This window comes from Halorubrum sp. GN11_10-6_MGM (genome assembly GCF_005435165.1).
Classification (GTDB): Archaea; Halobacteriota; Halobacteria; order Halobacteriales; family Haloferacaceae; genus Halorubrum.
Map to the genome: position 1 here is coordinate 1 of NZ_SGUC01000040.1, position 22,026 is coordinate 22,026.

At 66.5% G+C, this 22,026-nt stretch carries 23 protein-coding genes and 2 pseudogenes; 7 read left to right on the forward strand and 18 right to left on the reverse strand.

The features are described from left to right. Nucleotides 1-172: 172 nt before the first annotated feature. The gene (locus EXE46_RS14450; protein WP_241981577.1) at nt 173-409 is read right to left on the reverse strand and encodes a UPF0175 family protein; all 237 of its coding nucleotides are present in this window, start codon (nt 407-409) and stop codon (nt 173-175) included. Between the two features lie 142 nt (nt 410-551). Next, on the reverse strand, nt 552-1,850 hold the full coding sequence (locus EXE46_RS14455; RefSeq protein WP_137689077.1) for an RNA-guided endonuclease TnpB family protein: 1,299 nt from the start codon (nt 1,848-1,850) through the stop codon (nt 552-554). Nucleotides 1,851-2,285: 435 nt separating this feature from the next. Here EXE46_RS14455 and EXE46_RS17455 point away from each other — a divergent pair. Further along, a pseudogene (locus tag EXE46_RS17455) lies at nt 2,286-2,402 on the forward strand (acyl-CoA thioesterase); the annotation flags it as partial. 183 nt (nt 2,403-2,585) lie between these two features. Here EXE46_RS17455 and EXE46_RS17460 read toward each other — a convergent pair. Continuing rightward, nucleotides 2,586-2,771 (reverse strand): hypothetical protein, encoded by a 186-nt coding sequence (locus tag EXE46_RS17460; RefSeq protein ID WP_241981578.1) that lies wholly within the window; start codon nt 2,769-2,771, stop codon nt 2,586-2,588. A gap of 211 nt (nt 2,772-2,982) precedes the next feature. Continuing rightward, a pseudogene (locus EXE46_RS17465) lies at nt 2,983-3,373 on the reverse strand (FAD-binding oxidoreductase); the annotation flags it as partial. A gap of 21 nt (nt 3,374-3,394) precedes the next feature. On the opposite strand from EXE46_RS17465, the gene EXE46_RS17470 reads away from it, so the two are divergent. Further along, nucleotides 3,395-3,544, forward strand: a complete 150-nt coding sequence (locus EXE46_RS17470; protein ID WP_241981579.1) for a VOC family protein — start codon at nt 3,395-3,397, stop codon at nt 3,542-3,544. Between the two features lie 28 nt (nt 3,545-3,572). Beyond that, on the forward strand, nt 3,573-3,761 hold the full coding sequence (locus EXE46_RS17475) for a VOC family protein (protein ID WP_241981580.1): 189 nt from the start codon (nt 3,573-3,575) through the stop codon (nt 3,759-3,761). Between the two features lie 75 nt (nt 3,762-3,836). On the opposite strand, the gene EXE46_RS14475 is transcribed toward EXE46_RS17475, so the two are convergent. The 5 genes from EXE46_RS14475 to EXE46_RS14495 all read right to left on the reverse strand — a co-directional run bounded on the left by EXE46_RS14475 (nt 3,837) and on the right by EXE46_RS14495 (nt 10,663). Then, nucleotides 3,837-4,184, reverse strand: coding sequence for a hypothetical protein (locus tag EXE46_RS14475; protein WP_137689078.1), 348 nt, complete (start codon nt 4,182-4,184; stop codon nt 3,837-3,839). Beyond that, entirely contained in the window at nt 4,177-5,094 is a 918-nt protein-coding gene (locus EXE46_RS14480) for an ABC transporter permease (protein WP_137689079.1), read from the reverse strand. Before EXE46_RS14480 ends, EXE46_RS14475 begins: the two co-directional genes overlap by 8 nt. Then, the gene (locus tag EXE46_RS14485; protein ID WP_137689080.1) at nt 5,091-6,104 is read right to left on the reverse strand and encodes an ABC transporter permease; all 1,014 of its coding nucleotides are present in this window, start codon (nt 6,102-6,104) and stop codon (nt 5,091-5,093) included. Before EXE46_RS14485 ends, EXE46_RS14480 begins: the two co-directional genes overlap by 4 nt. A gap of 49 nt (nt 6,105-6,153) precedes the next feature. Next, the gene (locus EXE46_RS14490) at nt 6,154-7,854 is read right to left on the reverse strand and encodes an ABC transporter substrate-binding protein (RefSeq protein ID WP_137689081.1); all 1,701 of its coding nucleotides are present in this window, start codon (nt 7,852-7,854) and stop codon (nt 6,154-6,156) included. A gap of 88 nt (nt 7,855-7,942) precedes the next feature. Then, the gene (locus EXE46_RS14495; protein ID WP_137689082.1) at nt 7,943-10,663 is read right to left on the reverse strand and encodes an ABC transporter ATP-binding protein; all 2,721 of its coding nucleotides are present in this window, start codon (nt 10,661-10,663) and stop codon (nt 7,943-7,945) included. 80 nt (nt 10,664-10,743) lie between these two features. Between EXE46_RS14495 and EXE46_RS14500 the strand changes: the two genes are divergently transcribed. Then, entirely contained in the window at nt 10,744-11,229 is a 486-nt protein-coding gene (locus EXE46_RS14500) for a hypothetical protein (protein ID WP_137689083.1), read from the forward strand. A 182-nt stretch (nt 11,230-11,411) separates the two neighbouring features. Here the strand turns inward: EXE46_RS14500 and EXE46_RS17480 are convergent, their stop codons facing one another. From EXE46_RS17480 to EXE46_RS14515, 5 genes are all read right to left on the reverse strand, one after another. Then, nucleotides 11,412-11,678, reverse strand: coding sequence for a hypothetical protein (locus tag EXE46_RS17480; protein WP_241981582.1), 267 nt, complete (start codon nt 11,676-11,678; stop codon nt 11,412-11,414). Further along, nucleotides 11,675-11,977 (reverse strand): aldolase/citrate lyase family protein, encoded by a 303-nt coding sequence (locus tag EXE46_RS17485; RefSeq protein WP_241981583.1) that lies wholly within the window; start codon nt 11,975-11,977, stop codon nt 11,675-11,677. The genes EXE46_RS17480 and EXE46_RS17485 overlap by 4 nt, the downstream gene beginning before the upstream one ends. A gap of 50 nt (nt 11,978-12,027) precedes the next feature. Then, nucleotides 12,028-12,225, reverse strand: coding sequence for a hypothetical protein (locus EXE46_RS17490; RefSeq protein WP_241981584.1), 198 nt, complete (start codon nt 12,223-12,225; stop codon nt 12,028-12,030). A 103-nt stretch (nt 12,226-12,328) separates the two neighbouring features. After that, nucleotides 12,329-13,207 (reverse strand): ABC transporter permease, encoded by an 879-nt coding sequence (locus EXE46_RS14510; RefSeq protein ID WP_394348205.1) that lies wholly within the window; start codon nt 13,205-13,207, stop codon nt 12,329-12,331. Continuing rightward, nucleotides 13,204-14,307 carry an ABC transporter ATP-binding protein gene (locus tag EXE46_RS14515; RefSeq protein WP_137689084.1) on the reverse strand — a complete coding sequence of 368 codons (1,104 nt, stop codon included), beginning with the start codon at nt 14,305-14,307 and terminating at the stop codon, nt 13,204-13,206. Before EXE46_RS14515 ends, EXE46_RS14510 begins: the two co-directional genes overlap by 4 nt. Nucleotides 14,308-14,363: 56 nt before the next feature. Between EXE46_RS14515 and EXE46_RS14520 the strand changes: the two genes are divergently transcribed. Continuing rightward, nucleotides 14,364-14,822: a hypothetical protein gene (locus EXE46_RS14520; RefSeq protein WP_137689085.1), complete on the forward strand. Its 459-nt coding sequence runs from the start codon at nt 14,364-14,366 to the stop codon at nt 14,820-14,822. 113 nt (nt 14,823-14,935) lie between these two features. Here the strand turns inward: EXE46_RS14520 and EXE46_RS14525 are convergent, their stop codons facing one another. Both EXE46_RS14525 and EXE46_RS14530 read right to left on the reverse strand, forming a co-directional pair. Further along, on the reverse strand, nt 14,936-15,538 hold the full coding sequence (locus EXE46_RS14525; RefSeq protein ID WP_137689086.1) for a type IV pilin: 603 nt from the start codon (nt 15,536-15,538) through the stop codon (nt 14,936-14,938). A gap of 75 nt (nt 15,539-15,613) precedes the next feature. Then, a complete protein-coding gene (locus EXE46_RS14530) occupies nt 15,614-16,555 on the reverse strand; it encodes an ABC transporter substrate-binding protein (RefSeq protein ID WP_137689087.1) in 942 nt (313 codons plus the stop codon). A 110-nt stretch (nt 16,556-16,665) separates the two neighbouring features. Between EXE46_RS14530 and EXE46_RS14535 the strand changes: the two genes are divergently transcribed. Then, nucleotides 16,666-17,028, forward strand: a complete 363-nt coding sequence (locus tag EXE46_RS14535) for a VOC family protein (protein ID WP_137689088.1) — start codon at nt 16,666-16,668, stop codon at nt 17,026-17,028. 65 nt (nt 17,029-17,093) lie between these two features. Here the strand turns inward: EXE46_RS14535 and EXE46_RS14540 are convergent, their stop codons facing one another. Continuing rightward, nucleotides 17,094-18,146 (reverse strand): zinc-dependent alcohol dehydrogenase family protein, encoded by a 1,053-nt coding sequence (locus EXE46_RS14540; RefSeq protein ID WP_137689089.1) that lies wholly within the window; start codon nt 18,144-18,146, stop codon nt 17,094-17,096. Between the two features lie 54 nt (nt 18,147-18,200). Beyond that, a complete protein-coding gene (locus EXE46_RS14545) occupies nt 18,201-19,280 on the reverse strand; it encodes a sulfite exporter TauE/SafE family protein (RefSeq protein WP_137689090.1) in 1,080 nt (359 codons plus the stop codon). Between the two features lie 326 nt (nt 19,281-19,606). Between EXE46_RS14545 and EXE46_RS14550 the strand changes: the two genes are divergently transcribed. Further along, nucleotides 19,607-22,026: type II/IV secretion system ATPase subunit (locus EXE46_RS14550; RefSeq protein WP_241981585.1), on the forward strand; the 2,420-nt coding region annotated here is incomplete at its 3' end.

Genomic DNA, 22,026 nt, shown 5'->3' on the forward strand with positions numbered 1-22,026 from the left:
GGATGGTCTCCTGATCGGAGACCATCCCTCAGGAATCCACTTGCTCGCCTGTTGCATCGATCTACGATACCTCTCAAACGGCTCCTACGAGAGAGTACCGAAATCGATCTCGGGCTAAACACATACCGAGGAGAGAATCCCGGCGTTTACGCCGGGAGTGAATCCGACAACGCTAACACAATTCGAGGAACGTCTCCAAGCGATCCTCGCGGACGGACTCGCTCAGGAATCCGGCCTCCCGGTCGATCCCCCGATCCGCGAGTTCGCGTTTGAAGGATTCTGTCGAGACGCCGGCCAGTTCTGCCCCTCGGTTGAGACTCACCGCACCGGTGCGGTACTTCTCGACCGCGAGCGAGAGCCGAAGTTCCGGACGCCGACGCAACAGCTCGCGGACGGCCTCCTCGACCACGGCGTCGGTGTCGCCGTCGCGCCGGCGGCCGCGATGGCATCGAGATCCGCTCCGAGCCCGGACATACGCGGCACTACGTCGGAACCACGAATAAATACGCTGCCGCGTACGATCGGCACCTCGTTGCGGACGGAGACGTCAGTCAGTGACCCACGACTGGAGTCGTGGGCTTGTCAGTGGACTCCCCTTCTGTCGTCGAATTGACGGTGGCGGTGAATCCGCCGTTCAGGTTCAGTGTCCCTGACTTCAGCGCACACTGACAGGGTGCGCCTCCACTCGGAGACGTTTGCCCCGAGCGGAGACGGTTCAAGAGTTTCCGAGCGATATTCTTGCTCGCGTTGTAGTCCGCGTTCAGTTCGTACTCGCACTTCTGACAGACGAACCGGTGTTTCGACCGCCGATTCGTCTCATGCGTAAACCCGCACGACGAACACCGTTGACTCGTGTACGCCGGACTCACCTGCTCGACCTCGATCCCGTCCATCTCCGCTTTGTACTCGACGTACTCGAACAATCGGCGGAACGCCCACGCGTGGAACCGCTTTGCCCCGCCCATTCGGTCTCGGATGCCGGTCAGGTTCTCTAACGCGATGTGCGTACACCCGTGGTTTCGGGCTTCCTCGAGAATCCGGTTCGACGCTTGGTGGAGTTCGTCCTGTGCCCAGCGGTGTTCACGGTCATCCATCGACTGGATCGACAGGTGTGCCGACCGCGTTCCTGTCTGTTGCATCGACCCGCGGGTCTTTTCGAACTCGCGGCGTCGGTGGGTCATCTCGTCGGCGTTCCCGATGAACGCACCCGTCGAAGTCACCGCGAGCGAGCCGTCCACGTTCAAATCGACACCAAGGACTGTTCTGTGCTTGGCCTCAGAAGAAACCGTGGACTGCTCGTGTTCGTCTGTCGTGCGGCGCATTCGGGCGTGGAGATAGAACGCCTCGGTCGAGCGGTCGTACTGGAGCGTGGACATCCGGAATTCGTAGTCCTCGTTCAGGAGGTACTCGCCGATCGGTGTCTCCGCAGGATCATCCGGAAGTACGTACTCACACTCGACACGGCCGTTTACCGTTGAAAGAGAGACGTGGTCGCGGTGGAACGTCGCGCTGCGCTTGTCGTAGACGACGCTCCACGCGTCGAACTGTGGTTGACTGGTGGGTTCGCCCTTTTTGAGTCGGGCAACACCGCTTTTTGTGGCCTCGATAGCGCGTCGAATCCCTTTTTGAACGAGGTTCGCTGTCAGCGCTGTTTCGTCTCGAAGTCGCTCGTAGAGCGCGGTTTCGGCTTGTTGTTTCGAGGTCACACAGTGGTTGTCGGGGTGTCTCCACGCCCACGCTGCGGTCGTGTTCGCACAGTGGAGGAACTGCTCTTTCGTCTGATGGAGGTCGTCGCACCGCTCGTCGGGTACGTCGAGTTTGACTTTGACGGTGCGAATTACGTCCTTCACCTGTATTTCACATTTTGATCTGTTTGTTTATAAATTTACGGCTGGCGTCAGGGAGTCTGGTTGCTATCGCTCGTTGTCTGTTGCGGGGGTGTCGGATTCCTCCCACGGCTGAAGCCGTGGGCTTCCTCCTTGTTACTCTGTGAACTCGGTCTCGAAACGGGCTTCGATGGGCGCTGTGAGAGAGGACGTTTCGTCTGTCTTTGCGCCGTTCACCGGTCCCGTTCGACTTCGATCTCGCCTCTGATGTCGAGGACGATGTCGGAGTCGAGGTCGAGACCGCACACTCGTAGCCCGCCGAACGGCTTTCGGTTCGCCCTTGGCGTCGATACACCCGTCGAGACAGACGAAATCCACTCTCCGAACGACCGCCGAGTCGAGCGACCGCCGCCGATCACCCGACCGGCCGACCGAAGACAGACGAAACGGACTCTCTCTCCAGCCGTCGACGCCGACGGGACCCCGACGCCCGTCCCCGAGCTCGAGGTCGCGGGCGAGCGCTGCCGCGAACTCCGCGACGAGGCGCTCGCCGGGGAGCCGGACGAGGACCGCTGATCGGCCGCGGCTCGTTCCCCCCCTAGAAGGCGCTGGGAACGGCCACGTACGCAAGCAGCAGTGTGGGTTTTCCGGTCGCCCACGCCGTAGTACAACACAGGTATCAGCTCCAGATGGATGACGCGTCCCGCCCCGCCGACGAGCCCGATGAGGTGAGCGCGGCGACGATATTGTGGATCGCGATCAAACCCTGATCGCACCACCGACCGGCTGTGCGGCGACCGCGATCAGGGTCGGGGGCATCTGGCAGCCGACGAGGGCGGCCACGGCCGCGATCATCCCCACGAGCGGTGACAGCGGCAACAGCGCGAGTGTCAGGTCAGCCACGCTCACCACCCCGACCGTCGCGCAGGAGCCGTGGTAGTTCACGGTGTCTCCGAGCCTCAGCCGGTCGTGGGTTCGTGTCCCTCGGTTACCACAAATTGTTATGACTACTTATCGATATATCGTCAATTGGATTTATTGAATATAATACTACATTATTTGACTGTTTAGGACACGGAGAATTCGTGCGATCAGACCAATAAATAACGTATTTCGAATAAGACGCAGCGGGTGGACCGTCGTCCGTTCGCTCGGATCAGTCATCGTCGACGGCCGCTGGGGTCGTCGCGTCGGCACCGTCCGCGTCGGTCGCGGGACTGGTCACGGTCGCCGCCACCTTCTCGATCAGGTGTGGTGGGTTTGACGCGCCCTCGCGGTCGTCGAGTTGTGATCGCTAGGAGCTGCCCGGCACAATCACGGCGTCCCCGTCGCTGTCCACCACCCAATTGCCCGAATGCCTGCGAGAGGTCGTGGTGTTTCGACTCGTAACCGAACGAGTCGGCCATCCCGCAACAGAAGGAGTCGATCGCGTCCACATCGTAGCCGACGCGGCGCAACACGCCCGCCGCCTGGTGGTCCGTGTTCGCCGCCTTCTAGTTACAGTAGCCATAGTAGGTGAGCGACTCCGTGGACGCGTTGAACGCGAGTCACCCGTTGACGTGACTGCCATGGGGATACTCTACACATATCTCAACGTAAGCGACGCGGGCCGAACCGTGGACTGGTACGAGGAACTCGGCTTCGAGCGCTCGTGGGAGTTCACGACCACGGACAGCGACACCCGGAACGTGTACGTTACCCGACGACGCGGGCGTTGAGTTCTAGCTGTCGAACACCGACAGCGAAGTGCCGAGCGCGGATGGGGACCGCTACGACCACATCGCATTTAGCGTCGACAACGTTGACGTGGTGTTCGTGCGGATCGATTACCATGGCGCCGTGAAAGCGCCCGGCAACCAGCTTGAAGCCGGCGTGCAAACCGTGTTCGTGAAGGAGTCGGACGGGCACGTGGAGGAGCTGATCGGGCTGCTGTGACCTGAGGGTCCTCACCGATACTCCACGGGGTGGCGAAGCAGTCCCGGCAGTCCGGTTCGGCGACGTCGGCCTCGTTCACAGGCCGACGAGCAGTATTGACGCCACGACCGCAGTCCCCGCCCAGCCCGCGCCGACCCAAGTCAACACGGCGAACGCCTGTCGCGCGCCCTTGCGGCTCCACGCGGACTCGCCCCCGAGATGACTCTGAACCGCCGACATTGAGTCGCCGAACCCGACCGCCCCGCCCCACGTCGCGACGCCGAAACCGAACAGCAACACACCGAGTGCGAACGACGTGTCGGTCGCTCGCCGTGCCCCGGCGAACGGGAAGAGCACGCCCGAAATGCTGACCCCGAGGAGGCTGCCGATGCCGACCCACCGCGTGACCGTTCGTCCGGACGGCCGTCCGTCGCGGTCAGTCAACGGTCTCTCGCATCCGGGGGTCGAGCGCGTCACGCATCCCGTCACCGAGGAGGTTGAACCCGAGCACCGTCAACGCGAGCAGCAGGCCGGGGAAGAAGGACCACCACCACGCCCCGGAAAACAGCCCGAACTCGACGCCGTTCGAGAGCATCATGCCCCACGTCGGCTCCCCCGGGCTGGCACCGAAGCCGAGGAACGACAGCGCGGCGATGTCGATGATCGCGAGCCCGTAGTTGAGCGTCGACTGGACCGTGATCGGTGCGAGGCAGTTCGGGAGGACGTGGCGAACGAGCAGCCGCGGGTCCGTCGCCCCGAGCGCTTTCGTGGCGTCGGTGTACTCGTCTTCGAGCACCTTCAGCGCGGCTCCGCGGACGACGCGGGCAAACCGAGGGGTGTAGACGAGCGTCAGCGCCCCGACGGCTCGCCACAGTCCCAGCTCTTCGGGGAAGATGGTGACGAGCGCGAGTGCCAACAGTAGCGACGGGAACGACAGCAGGACGTCCATCGTCCGCATGATGACGTTGTCGGTTAGATCGCCGTAGTACGCCGCGACGATCCCGAGACTCACCCCGAGGAACGTCGAGGCGATGACAGTGACCGTACCGTAGAGGACCGCGTACCAAGCCCCGTACATCACGCGCGGGAAGATGTTGCGAGCCTGCCCATCCGTTCCGAAGAGGTACTCCGAACTGGGCGGGGACTCAGCGGGGTTCGTCCCGAACTGGGTCGCCATGAGCTCGCTGAGGTCGTAGGTGAGCCGCGCGTAGATCGCGACCAGAACGATGGCCACTATGATGACGATCCCGGTGATCGCGAGTCGGTTCGAGAGGAGCTGCGAGAGAAACGGGCTCGCGCGCAGCCGCTCGGCGATACTTCGGTCGACGGTTCCGGTCTGTGTCTCCGTGCTCATTGTTCGATGCGGGGATCGAGGACCGAGTAGGTGAGGTCAACGCCCAAGTTGACCAGCGTGTACAACACGGCGAAGACGAGGACAGTTCCCTGGACGACGGGGTAGTCACTACGGTTGATAGCGTCGACGAGGAGCGTTCCGATGCCGTTGATCTCGAAAACGGTCTCGGTGAGCACCGCGCCGCCGAGCAGCGATCCGAACTGGATACCAATCACAGTGATAACAGGGATGAATGCGTTTCGAAGCCCGTGTTTCATGACGGTGATCTTCGATCCCTGCCCCTTCGCCCGAGCGGTCCGCATGTAGTCTTGACGGAGCACCTCAACCATCGACGAGCGCATCATCCGCGAGAGCAGCGCCATCTGATAGATACCAAGCACTACCACGGGCAAGAGAAGATGGATGGCTGCGGACTGGAACGCCGCAATGTTCCCCGCTAACAGCGTGTCGACGAGGATGAGTCCAGTGACCGGTTCGACGAAGTACTCGGACCCGATTCGACCGCTGGTCGGGAGGAGACCGAGGAACTGCGCGAAAAGCAGGATGAGCAGCGGACCGCTCCAGTAGATCGGGACGCTAATTCCGCTCAGCGCTCCGATTCGGGTGAGGTGATCGGTCCACGTGTCCTGTTTGACCGCGCTGAGGATCCCCAGCGGGAGTCCAAACAGGAGACCGGCAAACTGCCCAAGCAGCGCGAGTTCGATCGTGATCGGAAGCCGGTCCGTGAGGATCTGGCTCACCGGCGTGCCTCGGTTCACCTGGTAGGACTGACCGAAGTCGAAGGTCACGACCTCACCGAGGAAGCGAATATACTGCTGCCAGAGAGGGTCGTCGAGCCCCAAGTCGGAGCGCACCTGGTTGACGAACTCCTGGCTGGCTCGCTCGCCGGCGATGACCACGGCGGGATCACCCGGAGAGAGGTGGAGAATGGCAAAAACCACCGTCGCGACCCCAAACAGCACGGGGATAAGCATGAGCAGCCGTTTCAAAACGAAGCGTTTCGAGACCATTCAGGGAAATGGGTGCGCGGGACGGTCAAAAAGTCTGTGTTCGGTGCGACTACTCGAGTTCGACCGCTTCGAGGAACGGTCCGCCAATCGCCGCGACGGTGTAGTTACTCACGCGGTTGGACACGCCGCGGACCTCGTCGGCGTAGTCGATGAACACCCACGGCGCCTCATCGTGTGCGATCTGAGCAGCCTCCCGGTACAGTTCGGCTCGTTCCTCTTGGTTCGTGGTCCGTTGGGCCTCCTCGACGACGCTCATGTACTCGCTGTTGGCCCATGCGGCGTTATTCGAGGTGTTGAATCCCTCGGTGTCCCAAGAGACCCAATCCTGTCCCTCCGGCACGTCGGTCTGCGGGTGCATGAGGACGTAACAGAAGTTGTCGGGGTCGGCGTTGTCGGTGTACCAGCCAGCGAGCGTCGCATCGTGGCTGCCCTGACTGGTGTACGTGAGGTAGTCGGAGAACTGTCGGTCGTCGATCGACACCTCGATGCCGACCTCGGCGAGGTTCGACCGGATCGTTTCCGCGGTCGGCAGCGGCGCCGGGTTGTACCCGCGGGGGTTCTGGAACGTGGTCAACGAGAAGGAGAACCCGTCGCCGTAACCGGCCTCTTCGAGGAGGCTCTGCGCCTGTTCAGGGTCGTACTCGTAGGGGCTGATGTCGTCGTTGTGGCCGAACAACGCGGGCGGGATCGGCTGGTCGGCCTGCGTGGCGATCCCTGAGTAGATGTTCTCGACGATCGCCTGCGTGTCGATGGCGTAACTGATCGCGCGGCGAACTCGGCGGTCGCGGAACGCCTCGACGCGTGAGAGGTTGAACGCCATGTAGCCGATGTTGATTCCCGTCGCCGTCCGGCTCTCCGCGGTGTCAGACCCGTCGATGATCTGCATGCTGTCCGGGTCGAGCCCGTCGATGATGTCGAGTTCTTCCTCGACGAGTGCCTGGGCACGCGTGGAGTTCTGACCGCGGGTGAGGAACAGCACTTCGTCAACGTTCGGGGTCTCGCCCCAGTAGTCGTCGAAGGTGGTGAGCCGGATGCGGTTGTTGGCGTCGTCGAGGGTGTCGAGCTGGAACGGACCGGTGCCGACCATTTCCTCGCCAAGGTTCGTGTCGCCCTCGATTGCGTCCTGAGAGATGACGACGGCGGCAAACATCGCGAGATTCCGCAAGAACGGCGCGTACGTCTGGGTGAGGGTGATCGAGAGTTCGTAGTCGCCCGGCGCCTCAATGCTATCGATCCAGTTACCAAGCGTGAACGGCCCGTACACGGAGGCGTCCTCGAAGTGATACTCGTAGTCGTTGTCAACGAACCGTCGGTACGTGGCGATGAAGTCGTCTGCCGTGAACTCCGATCCGTCGTGGAAGCTCACGCCTTCTCGCAGCGTGAGTGTCACTGAATCCCCGTCGAGCGACCAGTCAGTGGCGAGTGACTCGACGAGCGACGCCTCGCCCGGTTGGAAGGCGATCAGGCCTTCGTACGCCTGATTAGTGACCTTCGCAACCTCACCACTGGTCGTGTTCTGCGGGTCGAGGGTGCTAGAATGAGCACCACGGCCGTAACGAAGAGATGTCGTGTCATCGCCGTCACTACCGTCACCACCATCGCCACCGTCCATTTCGTCGCCGCCGTCACCGCCGTCACTACTGTCTCCACCACACCCGGCGAGAGAGGCGATCGATGCCGTCGCTACCGTCGCACCGCCCGCTCGTTGTAAGAAGTTGCGTCGTGACGTTCCCGTGGTATCAGGAGACATACACCGGGCATATATGAGCTACCTAAATAATTCTGGTGGAGCGACAGGACAGAAGCGCGTCATAACTCCCAGCCGAGTGGTTCTGTGGTCACTCGTCGTACAGGTGGCACGCGGCGGGATGACCGCTCTCGCCGAGTTCAGGGTTATCTCGTTCACAGACGCTCTCGAACGTCTCCCGGAGCGTGGTCTCCGCCGCCTCCCACCGGTCGTTTTTGATGTGTTCGAAGGACTCGGCCACAACCGCTCGCGTTTCCCCCGAGAGCGGACCGTCAAAGAAGTACTCGAAGAGCGTCGGGTGTTCGCCGCCGTCGGCAACGGCGGTCGGCACCGACTCGTCTTCGATTCGAATCTCCGACTCGATGGCCTCGAGGTCGATATCTCTCGCCTCCAACCGTTGTCGGTAGAACATCACTTCGCGATACCGATCCTGATCGATGTCCAAGTTGTCCGGCGGGATAACCGAGGGACAACGAGTTCGGAACCGGCAGCCGGAGGGAGGGTTGATCGGGGACGGAACATCCCCCTTGAGGATCGTTCGATCGTCCGTGTCGGCGAGGGGGTCGGGCTCCGGGATCGCCGACAGGAGCGCTCTAGTGTAAGGATGTTTCGGCGTCTCGAACAGTTCGTCTGTCTCGGCGACCTCAACGATCTCGCCGAGGTACATCACCGCCACCCGGTCGGAGATGTGTCGGACAACGCTCAGGTCGTGGGCAATGAACAGGAAGGTGAGCCCGAACTCTTCTTGTAGGTCTTCGAGCAGGTTGATGATCTGCGCCTGAACGGAGACGTCGAGCGCCGACACCGGCTCGTCGGCGACGATGAAGTCAGGGTCTACCGCCAAGGCCCGCGCGATTCCGACCCGCTGACGTTGACCCCCAGAGAGTTCGTGTGGGTATCTGCCGAACTGGCCGCGCTCCAATCCGACCGCGTCCATCAGCTCGAAGACGCGCTCGCGGCGGCGTCCCTCGGCGAGGCCGTGAATCTTCAGCGGTTCCATGATCGTCTGGCCGGCGGTCATCCGCGGGTCGAGGCTCGACATCGGGTCCTGGAACACCATCTGCATGTCTTTCCGGCGCTTACGGAGGTCCGATTTCGAGAGCGATCCGAGGTCCTCGCCGGCGAACACGACCCTCCCGTCGGTCGGCGGATCCAAGTGGAGGATCGCTCGTCCCGCCGTGGACTTCCCGCAGCCGGACTCGCCGACGAGCCCCAGCGTCTCCCGCTCGTGGACGTCGATATCAATCCCATCGACGGCCTTGACGCTCGGGTCGCCGCCGCCGAACACCCGGTCGAGCGCGCCGTCCTCTTGTTGGTAGTACTTCCGCATCTCGCGGACCTCGACGAGCGGGTCGCCGATGGCGGATCTGGCACCGGCGGCGGGTTCGTCGGTTCCGTACATGCCCTTATCGAACTCGTCGTGGACGCATTTCGACCGGTGGTCGACGTCGTCCGGGCCGTGCTGGAGGAAGGGAATCGCCCCCTCGCGGCACTGGGGTTCGGCCCAGGGACAGCGCGGCGCGAAATGGCACCCGTCGGGCATGTCGATCAGGTCGGGGACGTTCCCCTCGATCGGGGTCAGCCGCTCTTTTTTCTCGGTGGGGATCGATTCGAGCAGCGTGTAGGTGTAAGGATGGCTGGGATTGGAGAAGATCTCTTCGACGGGGCCTTCTTCGACGATCTCGCCGGCGTACATCACGGCCACGCGGTCACAGGTCTCGGCCACGACGCCGAGGTCGTGGGTGATCATCAGGACGGACATGCCGAACTCCGCTTGCAGGTCATCGATCAGATCGAGGATCTGCGCCTGAATCGTCACGTCGAGTGCGGTCGTCGGTTCGTCGGCGATGAGGAGGTTCGGCCGGCAGGCGAGCGCGATGGCGACGAGCACGCGCTGGCGCATCCCCCCGGAGAACTCGTGTGGGTAGTCGTCCAAGCGCTGTTTCGCTTCCGGAATGCCGACCGCCTGAAGCATCCTGACGACTTCGTCCATCACCTTCTCGTCACCGTCTCGGCCTCCGAATTTCGGGAGGATCTCGCGGATCCCGTTGAACCACGAGTCGGGTTTTTGACCACCGTACCGGTGGAGCCGCAGGGACTCGGCGATCTGCTCGCCGACGGTGACTGCCGGGTTGAGCGAGGTCATCGGGTCCTGGAAGATCATCCCCATCTCGCCGCCGCGGACCCGGCGGACGGCCGCCTCGGGGGCTGCCGTCACGTCGATGATTCCCTCGTCGATGTCGACCTCGCTCGGCTTCGCGCCGGCGCGGATCCGCTCGCGGGCGTCGGCGTCGAGGAACACGAAGCCGTCGACGGCGTCGGCGAGTGCGGCCTCGAGGTCGTCACCGACAGTTTGCGGGTCGGCATCGGCTTCGAGGCGCTCTGCGGCAGTTTTGAGGTCGTTCGCGAGATCCTCCGGGTCCGCTTCGGCAGCGAGGTCATCGACCATTCCGCGGAGCTCAGCCGGGGTATCGTGAACGCGCCGTCCGGCGCGGAGGCCGCTGCTCACAGCCGCAATCGCGTCGATCAACCCGGACGGGTACGGAACGTACGCATCGTCGAACTCGTTAAGCAGAGAAGTGGCCAGCGCCGGATCCGCGAGGGTGATCCGGCCACCGACGACATCGCCGGGGTCGTCGACGAGATCCATCGCAGAGAGGGCTGTAACGCTCTTTCCGGAACCCGACTCACCCACGAGGCCGACGGTCTCGCCGTGTTCAATTGAGAGGTCGATGCCGTCGACGGCCTTGACCGCGCCCCGTTCGGTTCTGAACTGTGTCCGGAGCGCCGAAAGCGAGAGCAGGTCGGTCACTATCGGCGGTAGCGCGCCTTACGGAAATATATCTTGGGGACAGTGAAACCATTTATACGACTACCCGAGCGTCTGCTGGTATGAACGAATCCGCAGGGGACGACGTACCCACGAACGTACAGGCGGGTGACGGGTGGCCCGCCGTCATCGAGGATATGGAAGCGACCGCGACAGAGTACCGAGAGCGCGGATGGACGACGCTCGAACTCCATCCCGGCGATTCGGTCCTGATCGACTCGGACCGCCGGACCGGCCTCGACGTTGTTCTCCCCGGGCCGGAGTTCGAGGAGCTAAAGTCGCTCGTCGACGATCGACAGTTTCGGGATGTCAAAGTGTTCCGGGCAAAGGGAGATGAACTGGTCTACGTGCTGGTCGTCGAGGTCGCGCCCGAGAGTGAAACTGCCGTCTTCGTCCCCGCGTACTACGATCCGAGCCAGGCGGCGGAGACGCTCGAATCGATCAGAGAGGCGGGGGCCATACGCCTCTTCTGCCGTCGCTTGAACGACGACACTGTGCGGTTCGTCCACAACGATCCGTCGCCGTTCCTTCCAGAATCTGTCGAGTGAGCTGCTTTCCGTGACTCCGACGAGGCTTGGGAGCGGTGCGTGCTCGAACGCCGGGTGGCCGAGAGAATCACCGACGGTGTGTTCCGAGACACCGCCCCCAAGGCGGGCGAAACGGACGGAGCAAGACCAAACATGAGGTTAGAGGATCCCGGCCGCTTCGGCCTTCTAAACCGACTCTTGAGCTATCTTGTTGGTTCCCTCGTCACCGATCTGGCCGTCGACGCAGCTCCTTTTTCTTCGGCGTAAGCGTCGACGAGACGCTGCGCGCGCTCGGCGATCTCGGGGGCGGGCGCGAACACCTCGTTGCCAATCTCGATCTGCGAGGGGTAGATCGTCCACTTATCGTCGCAGCCGAGCATGTTGGCGCATTCGGCTGACTCGCGGAACCTCTCGAGGTCCTCGACGTCGGCGTGTGGGCCGTCGAGACATGGAAGATCGGAAGACTTCACTGCGGAGTTACATTCGGATAGCGCGTAGTGCCAGTAGTGACTGGGGTACTCCGGGAACTAACCGACGTCAAGGCTGGGCATCCCCATCGCCGCGGAGTAGTCGCCGGGCCAAAGATGATCGAGGAGAGCCGGTCGGAAGAGTGGGCGATCTCGCGGACCTTGTGGATTCCCTCACCGTCTTCGATCTGCCGCTCGACGCCGATCGCGCCGACCCCTAGCCCGTTGTTCACCTCGACCTGTTCGAGCATGTTCTCGACGGTGTAAACGTCGGTCGGGGACCTGACCTTCGGGGCGATCACGTGTCGACGTACTCACCGGCCTCGCCGACAACAGAGATCAGGCCCTCATATCACCACTCCGTGTTGATTCCGGTCATCCAGAATCTGAGCGTCCTGTCGCTCCAGTCCTCCCTGCGGATCGCGTCGATCGGGGGCCCGCGAACGCCCGGCTTCGCGTCAGGCGCGGCGGAGTCCTTCAAGTCAAAGAAGACCTCGGCGGCGTCGCTGTCGGCCACCAAACACATAGTTTTCTCGTCGGTCGCGGACATCGCCAGTAGCGTTCGACGAAGAGTCAGATCCGTCACACATGTCAAATTCGTCACTTTTCGCTCATGAGAATACCGACCCCGCAAGGCGCTTGGGGCGCCCCGTTCAGTAGTCGCCGAGCACGCCGAGCCGCCGCGCGCGGCCCGTCGCCAGCTGAAAGACGAGGTAGCCGCCGAGGAGGTAGCCGACCGCGACCGCGACCAGCAGCGCGAGGTCGGCGATCGGGAACTCCCACAGCCTGACCCCGTCGACCATCGCGCGCTGGAGCATCGCGCTGCCGTGCGCTAAGGGGAGCACCCGAGTCCACGGCAGGTCGAAGACCGGCGCCGAGATCAGCCCGACGAAGCCGAATTGGAGCAGGTTGAGCCAGTTGCCGATCCGCTTGTACAGCACCGTCACGCCGCCCGCGGCGAAGCCGAGCCCGAGCACCGAGACGATCGACAGCCCGGCGACGGCGACCACCGTCACGGGCGCGAGGCTGAGCCGCGTCCCGGTGACGACGAGCATCACCGCGAGGATGACGGCGCTCGTGAGGAACGTCCGCACCACCTTCGCGACCCCCTTCAGCAGCGCGACGGGCGCGAAGCCGAACGGCGTGGTGATGTGGCGCTCTAAGGTCCCCCACTGCACCTCGCTGCCGATGTCGTTCGACACCGACGAGTACGCGCCGACCGACAGCGTCCACAGGAAGTAGCCGACGACGATCCCCTCGATCGAGTCGGTCAGCGCCTGCCCCGCGAGCAGCTGTCCGCCGAGGAACAGCGCGCCGAAGAAGAACAGCGACACCACGATCCCGCCGATCGCGTTGGCCGGGTAGCGCACGAAGATGAGGTACTCCCGGTACAGCACCGCCCGCGCGAGGTGGTAGTAGGTGGCCGGGCGGGGCTGGTCGTCGATCCCGGGCCGGGTCGCCGCGGTGTCGTCGGTCCGCGCCGCTTCGTCGGCGCCGTCCCGGGGGCCGGGGCGAGGGGTCTCGGCGCTCACCGCGACGCACCTCCGAGCCCCGAACCGACCGCGCCGGGCACCGACCCGGTGCGTTCGAGGAACACCTCCTCGAGGTCGGGCTGGACCGTGCGGATGTCCGAGACGGTGACGCCGGCCGCCCGCAGCGCGTCGGTCAGGTCGTACAGTCGGTCGCCCCCGGCCGCGACCGTCACCGCGGGCGGGGTCGCCTCGCGGTCGACGCCGACGACCTCGAACCGCTCCCGGAGCCCGGCGACCGCCTCCTCGGTGAGGTCCGGGCTCGCCACGCGGACCGCGTCGCTCGCGGCCGCGCCGAGCAGCGCCTCGACGCCGTCGTCGGCGACGATCCGGCCGTTCGAGAGCATGACGACGCGGTCGCAGACGGCCTCGATCGTCGTCATGTCGTGGCTGCTGACGACGATGGTGAGCCCCTCCTCGGCCGCGAGCCGGCGCAGCTCCGCCCGGAGCGTCCGCGCGCTCTCGACGTCGAGCCCGAGCGTCGGCTCGTCTAAGAAGACGAGCTCGGCGCCGCCCGCCAGCACGCTCGCCAGCGACACCTTCTGTTTCATCCCGCGCGAGAGGTCGCGGACCGGCGTGTCCGCCTTGTCCGCCAGATCGAGCCGGTCGAGCAAGCGGTCGTGGCGCGCCGCCACGGAGTCCGGGTCGACGCCGCTGATCGTCGCGAAGTACCGGAGGTTCTCGCGGACCGTGAGCCGCCAGTAGTCGTTGCGCGCGCCCTCCAGCATCGCGTCCACGTCCGCGTAGGCGGCGCGGCGCCCCTCGCGCACGTCGTTGCCGAACACCCGCACCGACCCCGCGTCGGGGACGACGATCCCCAGCGCGCACTTGATCAGCGTCGTCTTGCCCGCGCCGTTCGGCCCGAGCAGGCCGACGACCGACCCGCGCTCGATCGTGAGGCTCACGTCGTCGACCGCGAGGACGGCGTCGTCGCCCTCGCCGAAGCGCTTCGTCAACCCCTCGATCGAGAGTGCGGGCGGACCGGGATCGTCGCTCGACTCGCCGCCGCTCGGCTCGCTACCGCTCGACTGCTCGTCGCGTGCCGCGTCCGTCTCGTCGCGCTCGCGGGGACCACCGCGCGCGTTCGCCGCGCTCCGTACCATCGCCGCCGGGTAGGGGCCGGACGGGGATATATCCGCGCTCGGCGGCGACGGAGAACGTGGACCTCGATCGCTTCGCGGCGGACGCCCCGGACGACGACGCGCCCGGCGACGCCCGCGTCTGCGTCGTCGCGACGCGGCCCGACACCTTCGAGCGCTGCCGCGCGGGCTTTTACCCCGCGCCCCGCTCGTACGACCGCACCCGAGCCGACTTCGCGTACATGGCCTTCTACCGGACAGCTCCCGTCTCCGCGGTCACCCACTACGCCCGTGTCACCGCTCGGACCGAGCAGACGCGCGGCGAGCCCGGACCGATGGACGAGGGCGACTGGGCGGCGCTCGTCGACCCGTTCTCCGCGGAGCGGGTCGTGGTCGTCTTCGAGTTCGACGACCTCGTCCCGCTCGATCGGCCCGTCGAGAACGACGCGAACGGCGTCCGCGGCGCGTGGTACTGTACCGTCGACGACCTCCGCGAGGCGGCGACGCTGTCGGGGCTGCGCGACCGGGCGGAGACCTGACCGAACGGTCGGGACGGTCGGCACGGTTCGCCGACTCCCGTGTGCGTCGTCGTGTCCACTCTCCCGCCGGCGACCTCAGGTAGCGTCGTCAAAACCGAGAGGCGCCGCGACGGTCACGCGAAGGAGAGCGTCTCGTCCGTGATATCGATATCGTCCGGGTTCCCGTTGAAGATCCCGTAGTTACCGGAGATCCCGATCTGCTCTCGGTAGAGTATCGATCCGGACGGCTCGTGTATCATCTGGAGTCGGATCTGGTCCGCGTCGGGGTAGTTACCGGTGTCGCCGGCGAGTCGACACGCGACGTTGACGTCGGCACACTCCACGTCGTCCGGGATGGTGGTGCCGTCCTGGTTGTTGTGGACGACCGTCAACGACACCGTCTCTCCGGGACGCAGCGATCGGTTCAGCGTCCCGGTGACTCGTTGGTCGCCGTGGTCGAGATAAACCACGATCTCATCGGCCCGGACCGTGTCACCGGCGACGTTCGTCAGCGTCAGTTCCCACCGGAACTCTTTGTATTCCGACGCGGAAGCCGACGCCTCCTCGAAGGTCAGTTCGAGACCCGCGAAGGCGGGCCGCTCTCCGATGTCGTCGGTTACCCCGTACGCGAACACTCCGAAAGTGGCTGCCAGAATGACGGTGATCGCGACGAGCAGGATGACTCCGACCACAGGGGAGATCGCACGGTCGTCGCTCGGCCTTCCCGTGTGGTCCATCTTGAGCAAGTTAGTTGGCGGTGAAAATAAAAATTGCCATTCAGCTTTCAGAAACTGCGGCAGCCGTCTCGGAAGTCATCCGCCGCTGTACGCAGAGCGCATCTCGGCCGCCTCCGCGGGTTCGACCCGGTCGAGCGCGCCGGGGGGCGTCGCCGCGTGCTCGGGGTGGAGACAGGCGAACAGCGACTCCAGCGAGTCGACGAGCCGGTGGCTCGGGCGGTTGAACAGCGCGTTGCCGTCGACGGCGTAGACGCGGTCGGCCGCGGCCGCCGCGAGGTCGTCGAACCCCGGCCGGGCGGTGAGGTCGGCGACGGCGTCGACCGCGCGGTCGGAGTCGAACCCACAGGGGGCGACGACGAGGACCTCGGGGTCGGCGTCGACGACATCGTCCCACGCCACCGGCTCGGAGGGGCCGTCGGGCTGAAACGCGGGGTCGCCGCCGGCGATCTCGACCATGTCGCGCACCCAGTGGCCGGCCCGGATCGGCGGGTCGGTCCAGTCGAGCACGGCGACGCGCGGGCGCCCTTCGTCGGCGACCGCGCGCTCCGCGCGCTCGTTGACCGCGTCGACGCGGTCGGAGAGGGCGGCGCGGAGTTCGCTCGCCGCCGATTCCGCGTCGACCGCGGCGCCGATTCGTTCCACGTCGTCGAGGGCGTCCGCGAAGGAGTGGGGGTCGCACGCCAGCACGTCCGGTTCGGGGTCGAGGCGCGCGGCGGCCGCCCGGACCTCGCCCGCGTCGACGGCGCAGACGTCGCAGGTCGCCTGCGTGACGAGGAGGTCGGGATCGAGGGCGGCGAGCCGCGCTTCGTCGAGGTCGTACACCGCGCCGTCGACCTCCCGCATCTGCTCGTCGATGTCGGCGGCCGAACGGTTCTCGTGGGCGACGACCGTGCTCGTCAGCGTCGGGAGGTCGTGGACTGCGGGCGGGTGGTCGCAGCTGTGCGAGACGCCGACCGGCTCGACGCCGAGCGCGAACAGCGTCTCCGTGGCGGAGGGGAGGAGCGAGGCGACGCGCATGTGCGAGACGAGGGGCGCCGACGACTAAAGTGAGGGGTCCGACGCCGCGATGGCATCCCACGCACGAGTCGACGGTCCGGATTTATACCGCTGCCGTGCGACCTCGACGCATGGAGATACTCCACACCTGTCTGAACGTGGCGGACGCCGACCGGACCGCCGACTGGTACGTCGACGAACTCGGGTTCGAGCGGTCGTGGGAGTTCACGATCGGCGACACCCGCAACGTGTACGTCGCCGACGGCAACGGCGTCGAGTTCCAGCTGTCGGACACCGACGGCGAGGAGCCGAGCGCGGACGGCGACCGCTACGACCACGTCGCCGTCGGCGCCGACGACGTGGACGCCGCGTTCGAGCGGATCGACCACCACGGCGTCGTGGAGGCGCCGACCGACCACCCGGAGGCCGGCGCGCGCGTCGCCTTCGTGAAGGACCCCGACGGCCACGTCGTCGAACTGATTGAGCCGCTCTGAACTGCGCGAGCGCCGCGAACCGGCTGGTCACGACTGCGCGCGGTAGGCGTTCCCGGCGCCGTCGCTCAGGCGTCGCCCTGCGGCGTCACCAGCACCTTGATCGCCTCGCGCTCGTCCATCATCCGGTACCCCTCGGCGACGTCGTCGAGGCCGACGGTCTCGGTGAAGATCGGCGCGGGGTCGAGCGTCCCCTGGAGCACGTCGGCCATCAGCTCCTCGGCGTACGCGCGGACGGGGGCGACGCCGCCCGCGAGCGTCACGTTGTCGCCGAACATGCCGAACACGTCGAGCCCCTCCTCTTCGACGCCGTAGGGGACGCCGACGTAGCCGATCGTGCCGCCGGGGCGGACGGCGTCGATCGCGGTGTTCATCGCGCTCGCGGCGCCGACGCACTCCATCACGTGGTTCGGCCCGCCGTAGGTGAGCTCGCGGAGCCGCTCGACGGCGGCCTCGCCCCGCTCGGAGACGGTCTCCGTCGCGCCGAACTCCTCGGCGAGTTCGAGCCGGTCTTCGTGGTGACCGACCGCGATAATGCGCTCCGCGCCGAGCCGGCGCGCGGCGAGGACGCCGCAGAGCCCCACGGCGCCGTCGCCGATGACGGCCACGGTCGACCCCGCCTCGACGCCCGCGCTGACCGCGGCGTGGTGGCCGGTGCCCATCACGTCGGTCAGGGGGAGCAGCGACCGAAGGGTGTCCTCGTCGTCGGCGTACCGGTCGGGGACGCGGACGAGCGTGCCGTCGGCGTGCGTCGACCGGACGTACTCGCCCTGCCCGCCGCCGTTGTCGCCGCCCCACGAGTCGCCGTTCGCACAGGAGGTGTGGAGTCCTTTCCGGCAGAACTCGCACTCGCCACAGGAGATGGCGAACGGTGCGAGCACGCGGTCGCCGGGGGCGACGGAGGTCACGTCGTCGCCGACTTCCTCGACGATCCCCATGGGCTCGTGGCCGACCGGCGAGCCGGGGTCACGGTCGCTGTCGCCGCGGTAGAACCAGAGGTCCGAGCCGCAGATCGCGGTGTGAGTCACGCGGACGATCGCGTCCGTCGGCGCCTCGATCTCGGGGCGGGGTCGCTCTTCCACGTCGATCTCTCCAGGGCCGTTGAAGACGGCTACGCGCATACCGAGAGTGCGCCGCGAACGCACAAAAGCGCGGCGTCGCCGGATCCCGACGGCTCAGATCCCGCCGCCGGCCATCGCGAACAGCGCGACGGCGATGACGGCGAACAGCGCACCCACGCCGGACTTGATCGTCCCGGTGTCGAGCGCGGTCGAGACGTACGGGGCGATCTGGCCGCCGAGCGTCGTCGCCGGGACCGTCCAGACGACCATGTTCCACGGCGTCGTCGTCAGGTCCATCGTGTGGCCACCGACGAGCCCGCCGCCGAACACGTGGACCACGGAGGCGAGGACGGCCGTCGTCGCGACGACGATGTGGTTCGTGCCGATCGCCACGCGCACCGGGACCTGCGTCCGCAGCATCGAGATGATACCGAGCTCGCCGATCCCGAAGCCCGCGAGCCCTTGGAACACGCCGCCGACGCTGTAGTTGAGGAACCGTTCGAGGTAGCCCCCGCGAGAGTAGGTGTAGTCGTCGCCGTCGCGGTCGACGCGGGTGACGACGCCGGAGTCGTCCGTCTCGACGCCCGCCGGGCCGAGCTTGTCGTCGTCGTCCGGGAGGTCGCGCGACGACCCGCCGTCGGTCGCGACCTCGTCGTCGGAGCTCGTGGGGTCGCCGTGCGCCAGGTCCGCGCGGAACAGCAGGTACGCGGCCGCGAGCAGCGCGATCCCTAACAGGGCGTGGAACAGGGGTTCAGGGATGACGAAGGAGAGCAGGGCGCCGCCGACGACGAACGGAACGCCGCCCAGCACGAGCGACAGGGAGAGCCGCCGGTCGACGAGGCCGTACTGGATGAACGCGAGCGACGAGCTCGACAGGCCGAACGACTCGCTGATGAGGCCGATCTTCACCAGCGTCGTCGGTTTCAGCGGGTAGGCGACGACGGGGAAGACGAAGATGAGGAACGGAACGAACAGCGCCGACCCGCTGATGCCGACGGTGTTGACGATCGTCGCGCCGAGGGTGAACACGGCGAACAGCCACCAGTACTCGGTCCAGTAGCCGACCCCGGCGTCGGCCGGTGTCGGCGCCAAGGCGTACACCCCGACGACGAACGCGAGGGGTGCGAGGAACACGAAGACGTGCTGGTACCGGAGGAAAGCGCGCTTGACCGAACTCGACAGTGACGTGCTCATTGAAGCGTGAAACGCGAATTATTTCGGCCGTTATAAATTCGTTTCCACACGTCACAACAGTTATGAACGATCGTCAACGTCTCGGAGCGCGTCGGTGGAGTACCGCGCATGCGGGTCCGGCCGGCCGACCGAACGTTTCCGGAGCCGTAAATGAACGTACAGTGATAAAAAGAAACGGTTAAACGGAGGGATCGGTCACCCGCGGATCGAACGATGACGCGGAGACGAGCGCCCGAGGCCGCGCCGAGCGCCGGGTCGAGGGTGGATCGGCGGACGAACGCGCCCGAACCGGAGCCGACGGATCGGCAGAACGCGGGGACCGGGCGGTGAGCGACGGCGCGACCCTTCGGATCGTCGACGAGCCCGACGACGATCCGGGCGGCGCGGTCCCGGCGCCGGTGCCGCCGGACGACCCCGAGGCGTGGTACGCGCCGGAGGTGCGGGCGCAGTACGAGGTCGCTCCGGGAGTCGTCGCGACGATACGCGAGCGCGACGGCGGTCGGTTCGGCTACGACGTCCGCGAGCCGCCGCTGTCGGCCGCCGACGAGCGCGCGCTCGACCGCGTCCGCGACCGCTTCTCCGCGGTGCGGCACCGCCGCCCGCTCACGCGGGTCGGCGTCGTCGAGCGCGCCGAGCGGGGGTTCGAGTCGAAGTACGCGCAGGCGATCGACCGGCTGGTCGGCGCGAGCGCCGCCGCGCGGCGCCGGATCGACTACCACGCGCTGCGGGAGTTCCGGCTGCTCGGCGAGCTCACGCCGATCGCCTTAGACGACCGGATCGCGGTGGCCGACGTGGGCGACGACCGCGAGCTGGTGGTCCACACCGAGACGTTCGCGCCGCTCGAGACCGGCGTCGACGCCGACGCCGACTACGTCGAGCGCGTGGCCGCCGAGCGACTCGCGCAGTACGCCGTCGAGTTCGCCGGCATCGCGGTCGAGGTGGTCGTCTACCGCGAACGGCTGCTCGGCTCGGACGCGTTCGAGACGAAGTACGCGGTGCTGGAGCCGGACCTGCTGCCGGGCGACGAGGCGCTCATCGAGGAGTGTAAATCGCGGATCTGGGAGACGACCGTGAGCGACGTGATCGAGGACCGCGAGTCGTTCGTCGCCGCCCGCGCCCGCCGGTTCCTCTCGCGGCGGCTCACCGCGCGCAACACCCGGGCGTGGCTCGACGCCGCGGTCCACCGGGCGCGCGCCGCGCTCGCGGACCGGGGGCTCGCCGCGCCGCCGGTCGACTCGCGGTTCGCCCGCGACCGGCTCGACGACCTCGCGTACTACGTGTTGCGCGACTTCGTCGGCGAGGGAATCCTGACGGTGCCGATCCGCGACCCGCACCTCGAAGACGTGGAGGCGAACCGGGTCGGCGAGCGCGTGAAGGTCGTCCCCCGCGCCTCGGTCCTCTCGGGCGCGGCGGGCGAAGCTCGGGGAGTCAAGAGCGGCGACGGCCCCGAAGCCGGTGCCCGGATTCCGACGAACCTCGCGTTCGAAGACGAGACGACGTTCGTCGACGTGGTCACCGGGATCGCCGCCCGCGACGGCACCGAGCTCAACGCCTCGACGCCCTCCGCGAAGGTGAACCTCGAACTCGACGGGGTGCCACAGACGATCCGGTGTGCGGTGGCGCTGCCGGTCATCTCCGAGGGCGGCCCCCACGTCTCGATCCGCAAGCAGCGCGCGGACGCGCTCACGCCGGTCGACCTCGTGGAGCGCGACACGCTGTCCGTCGAGCTGGTGACGCTTTTGTGGCTGCTGTACGAACACCGCGGCGTCGTCCTCTTCGCGGGCCCGACCGGCGTCGGCAAGACGACGCTTTTGAACGCCCACGCGCCGTTCATCCCCTTCGACGCCCGGCCCGTCTCGGTCGACGAGGGGTCCCGCGAGGTCCGCTTACCCCACGAGACGGGCGTCTCGCTCACCACCCGCGACCACGAGGACGCCTACAAGTCCGTGGGGATGGCCGAGCTGATGACCGAGGCCAACTACCTCAACCCCGACGTGGAGGTGATCGCCGAGATCAACACGCCGGAGAGCTTCGAGACCTTCGCGGAGAGCCTGAGTACGGGCCACGGCGTGATCGGCACGACCCACGCCGAAGACGTCGAGGCGCTCACCAACCGGCTGCGCGAGCGCGGCCTGCCCGCGCGCCTGCTCCGCGAGGTCGACCTCGTCGTCTTCCCCCGACAGGTCGACGGCGAGCGGTACGTCACGCGGGCGATCGAGCCGCTCTCCGAGACGGCGTACGACGGCCTCGACCCGGAGGCGAAACGGAGCCCGACCGGCGATCCGAAGCGCGGGGGCGCCGGCGTCGTCGAGGCGGGCGGCGAGTCCGTCCGGTACAACACGGTGGCGTGGCGGGACGGCGACGGGACGTTCCGGTTCCCCGGCGCGCCGGGCGGCGACGGCGACGAGGGGGTCGCCAGAGCGAGCGCGAGCGGTTCGGGCGGGGGGACGGGCGACAACCGGGGCGGCCCGCGGTTCCGCGTCTTCGACCGGATCGCGAACCGGACCGACCGCGACCGCGAGGCGGTCGCCGCCGAGTTCGAGTCGAAGCGTCGGTACGTCGAGTACCTCGTGCGCGACGGCGTCGACGACCCGAGCGCGCTCTTCGAGTTCCTCGCCGACCTGCGCACCGACGAGGCCGCGACCGTCGAGCGCGCCGCCCGGACGATGGACCGCGACGACGGGACGGGGGGCCGCGACGGAGAGACGGGGGACGGCGACGGCGACGAGAACCCGGACGAACACGC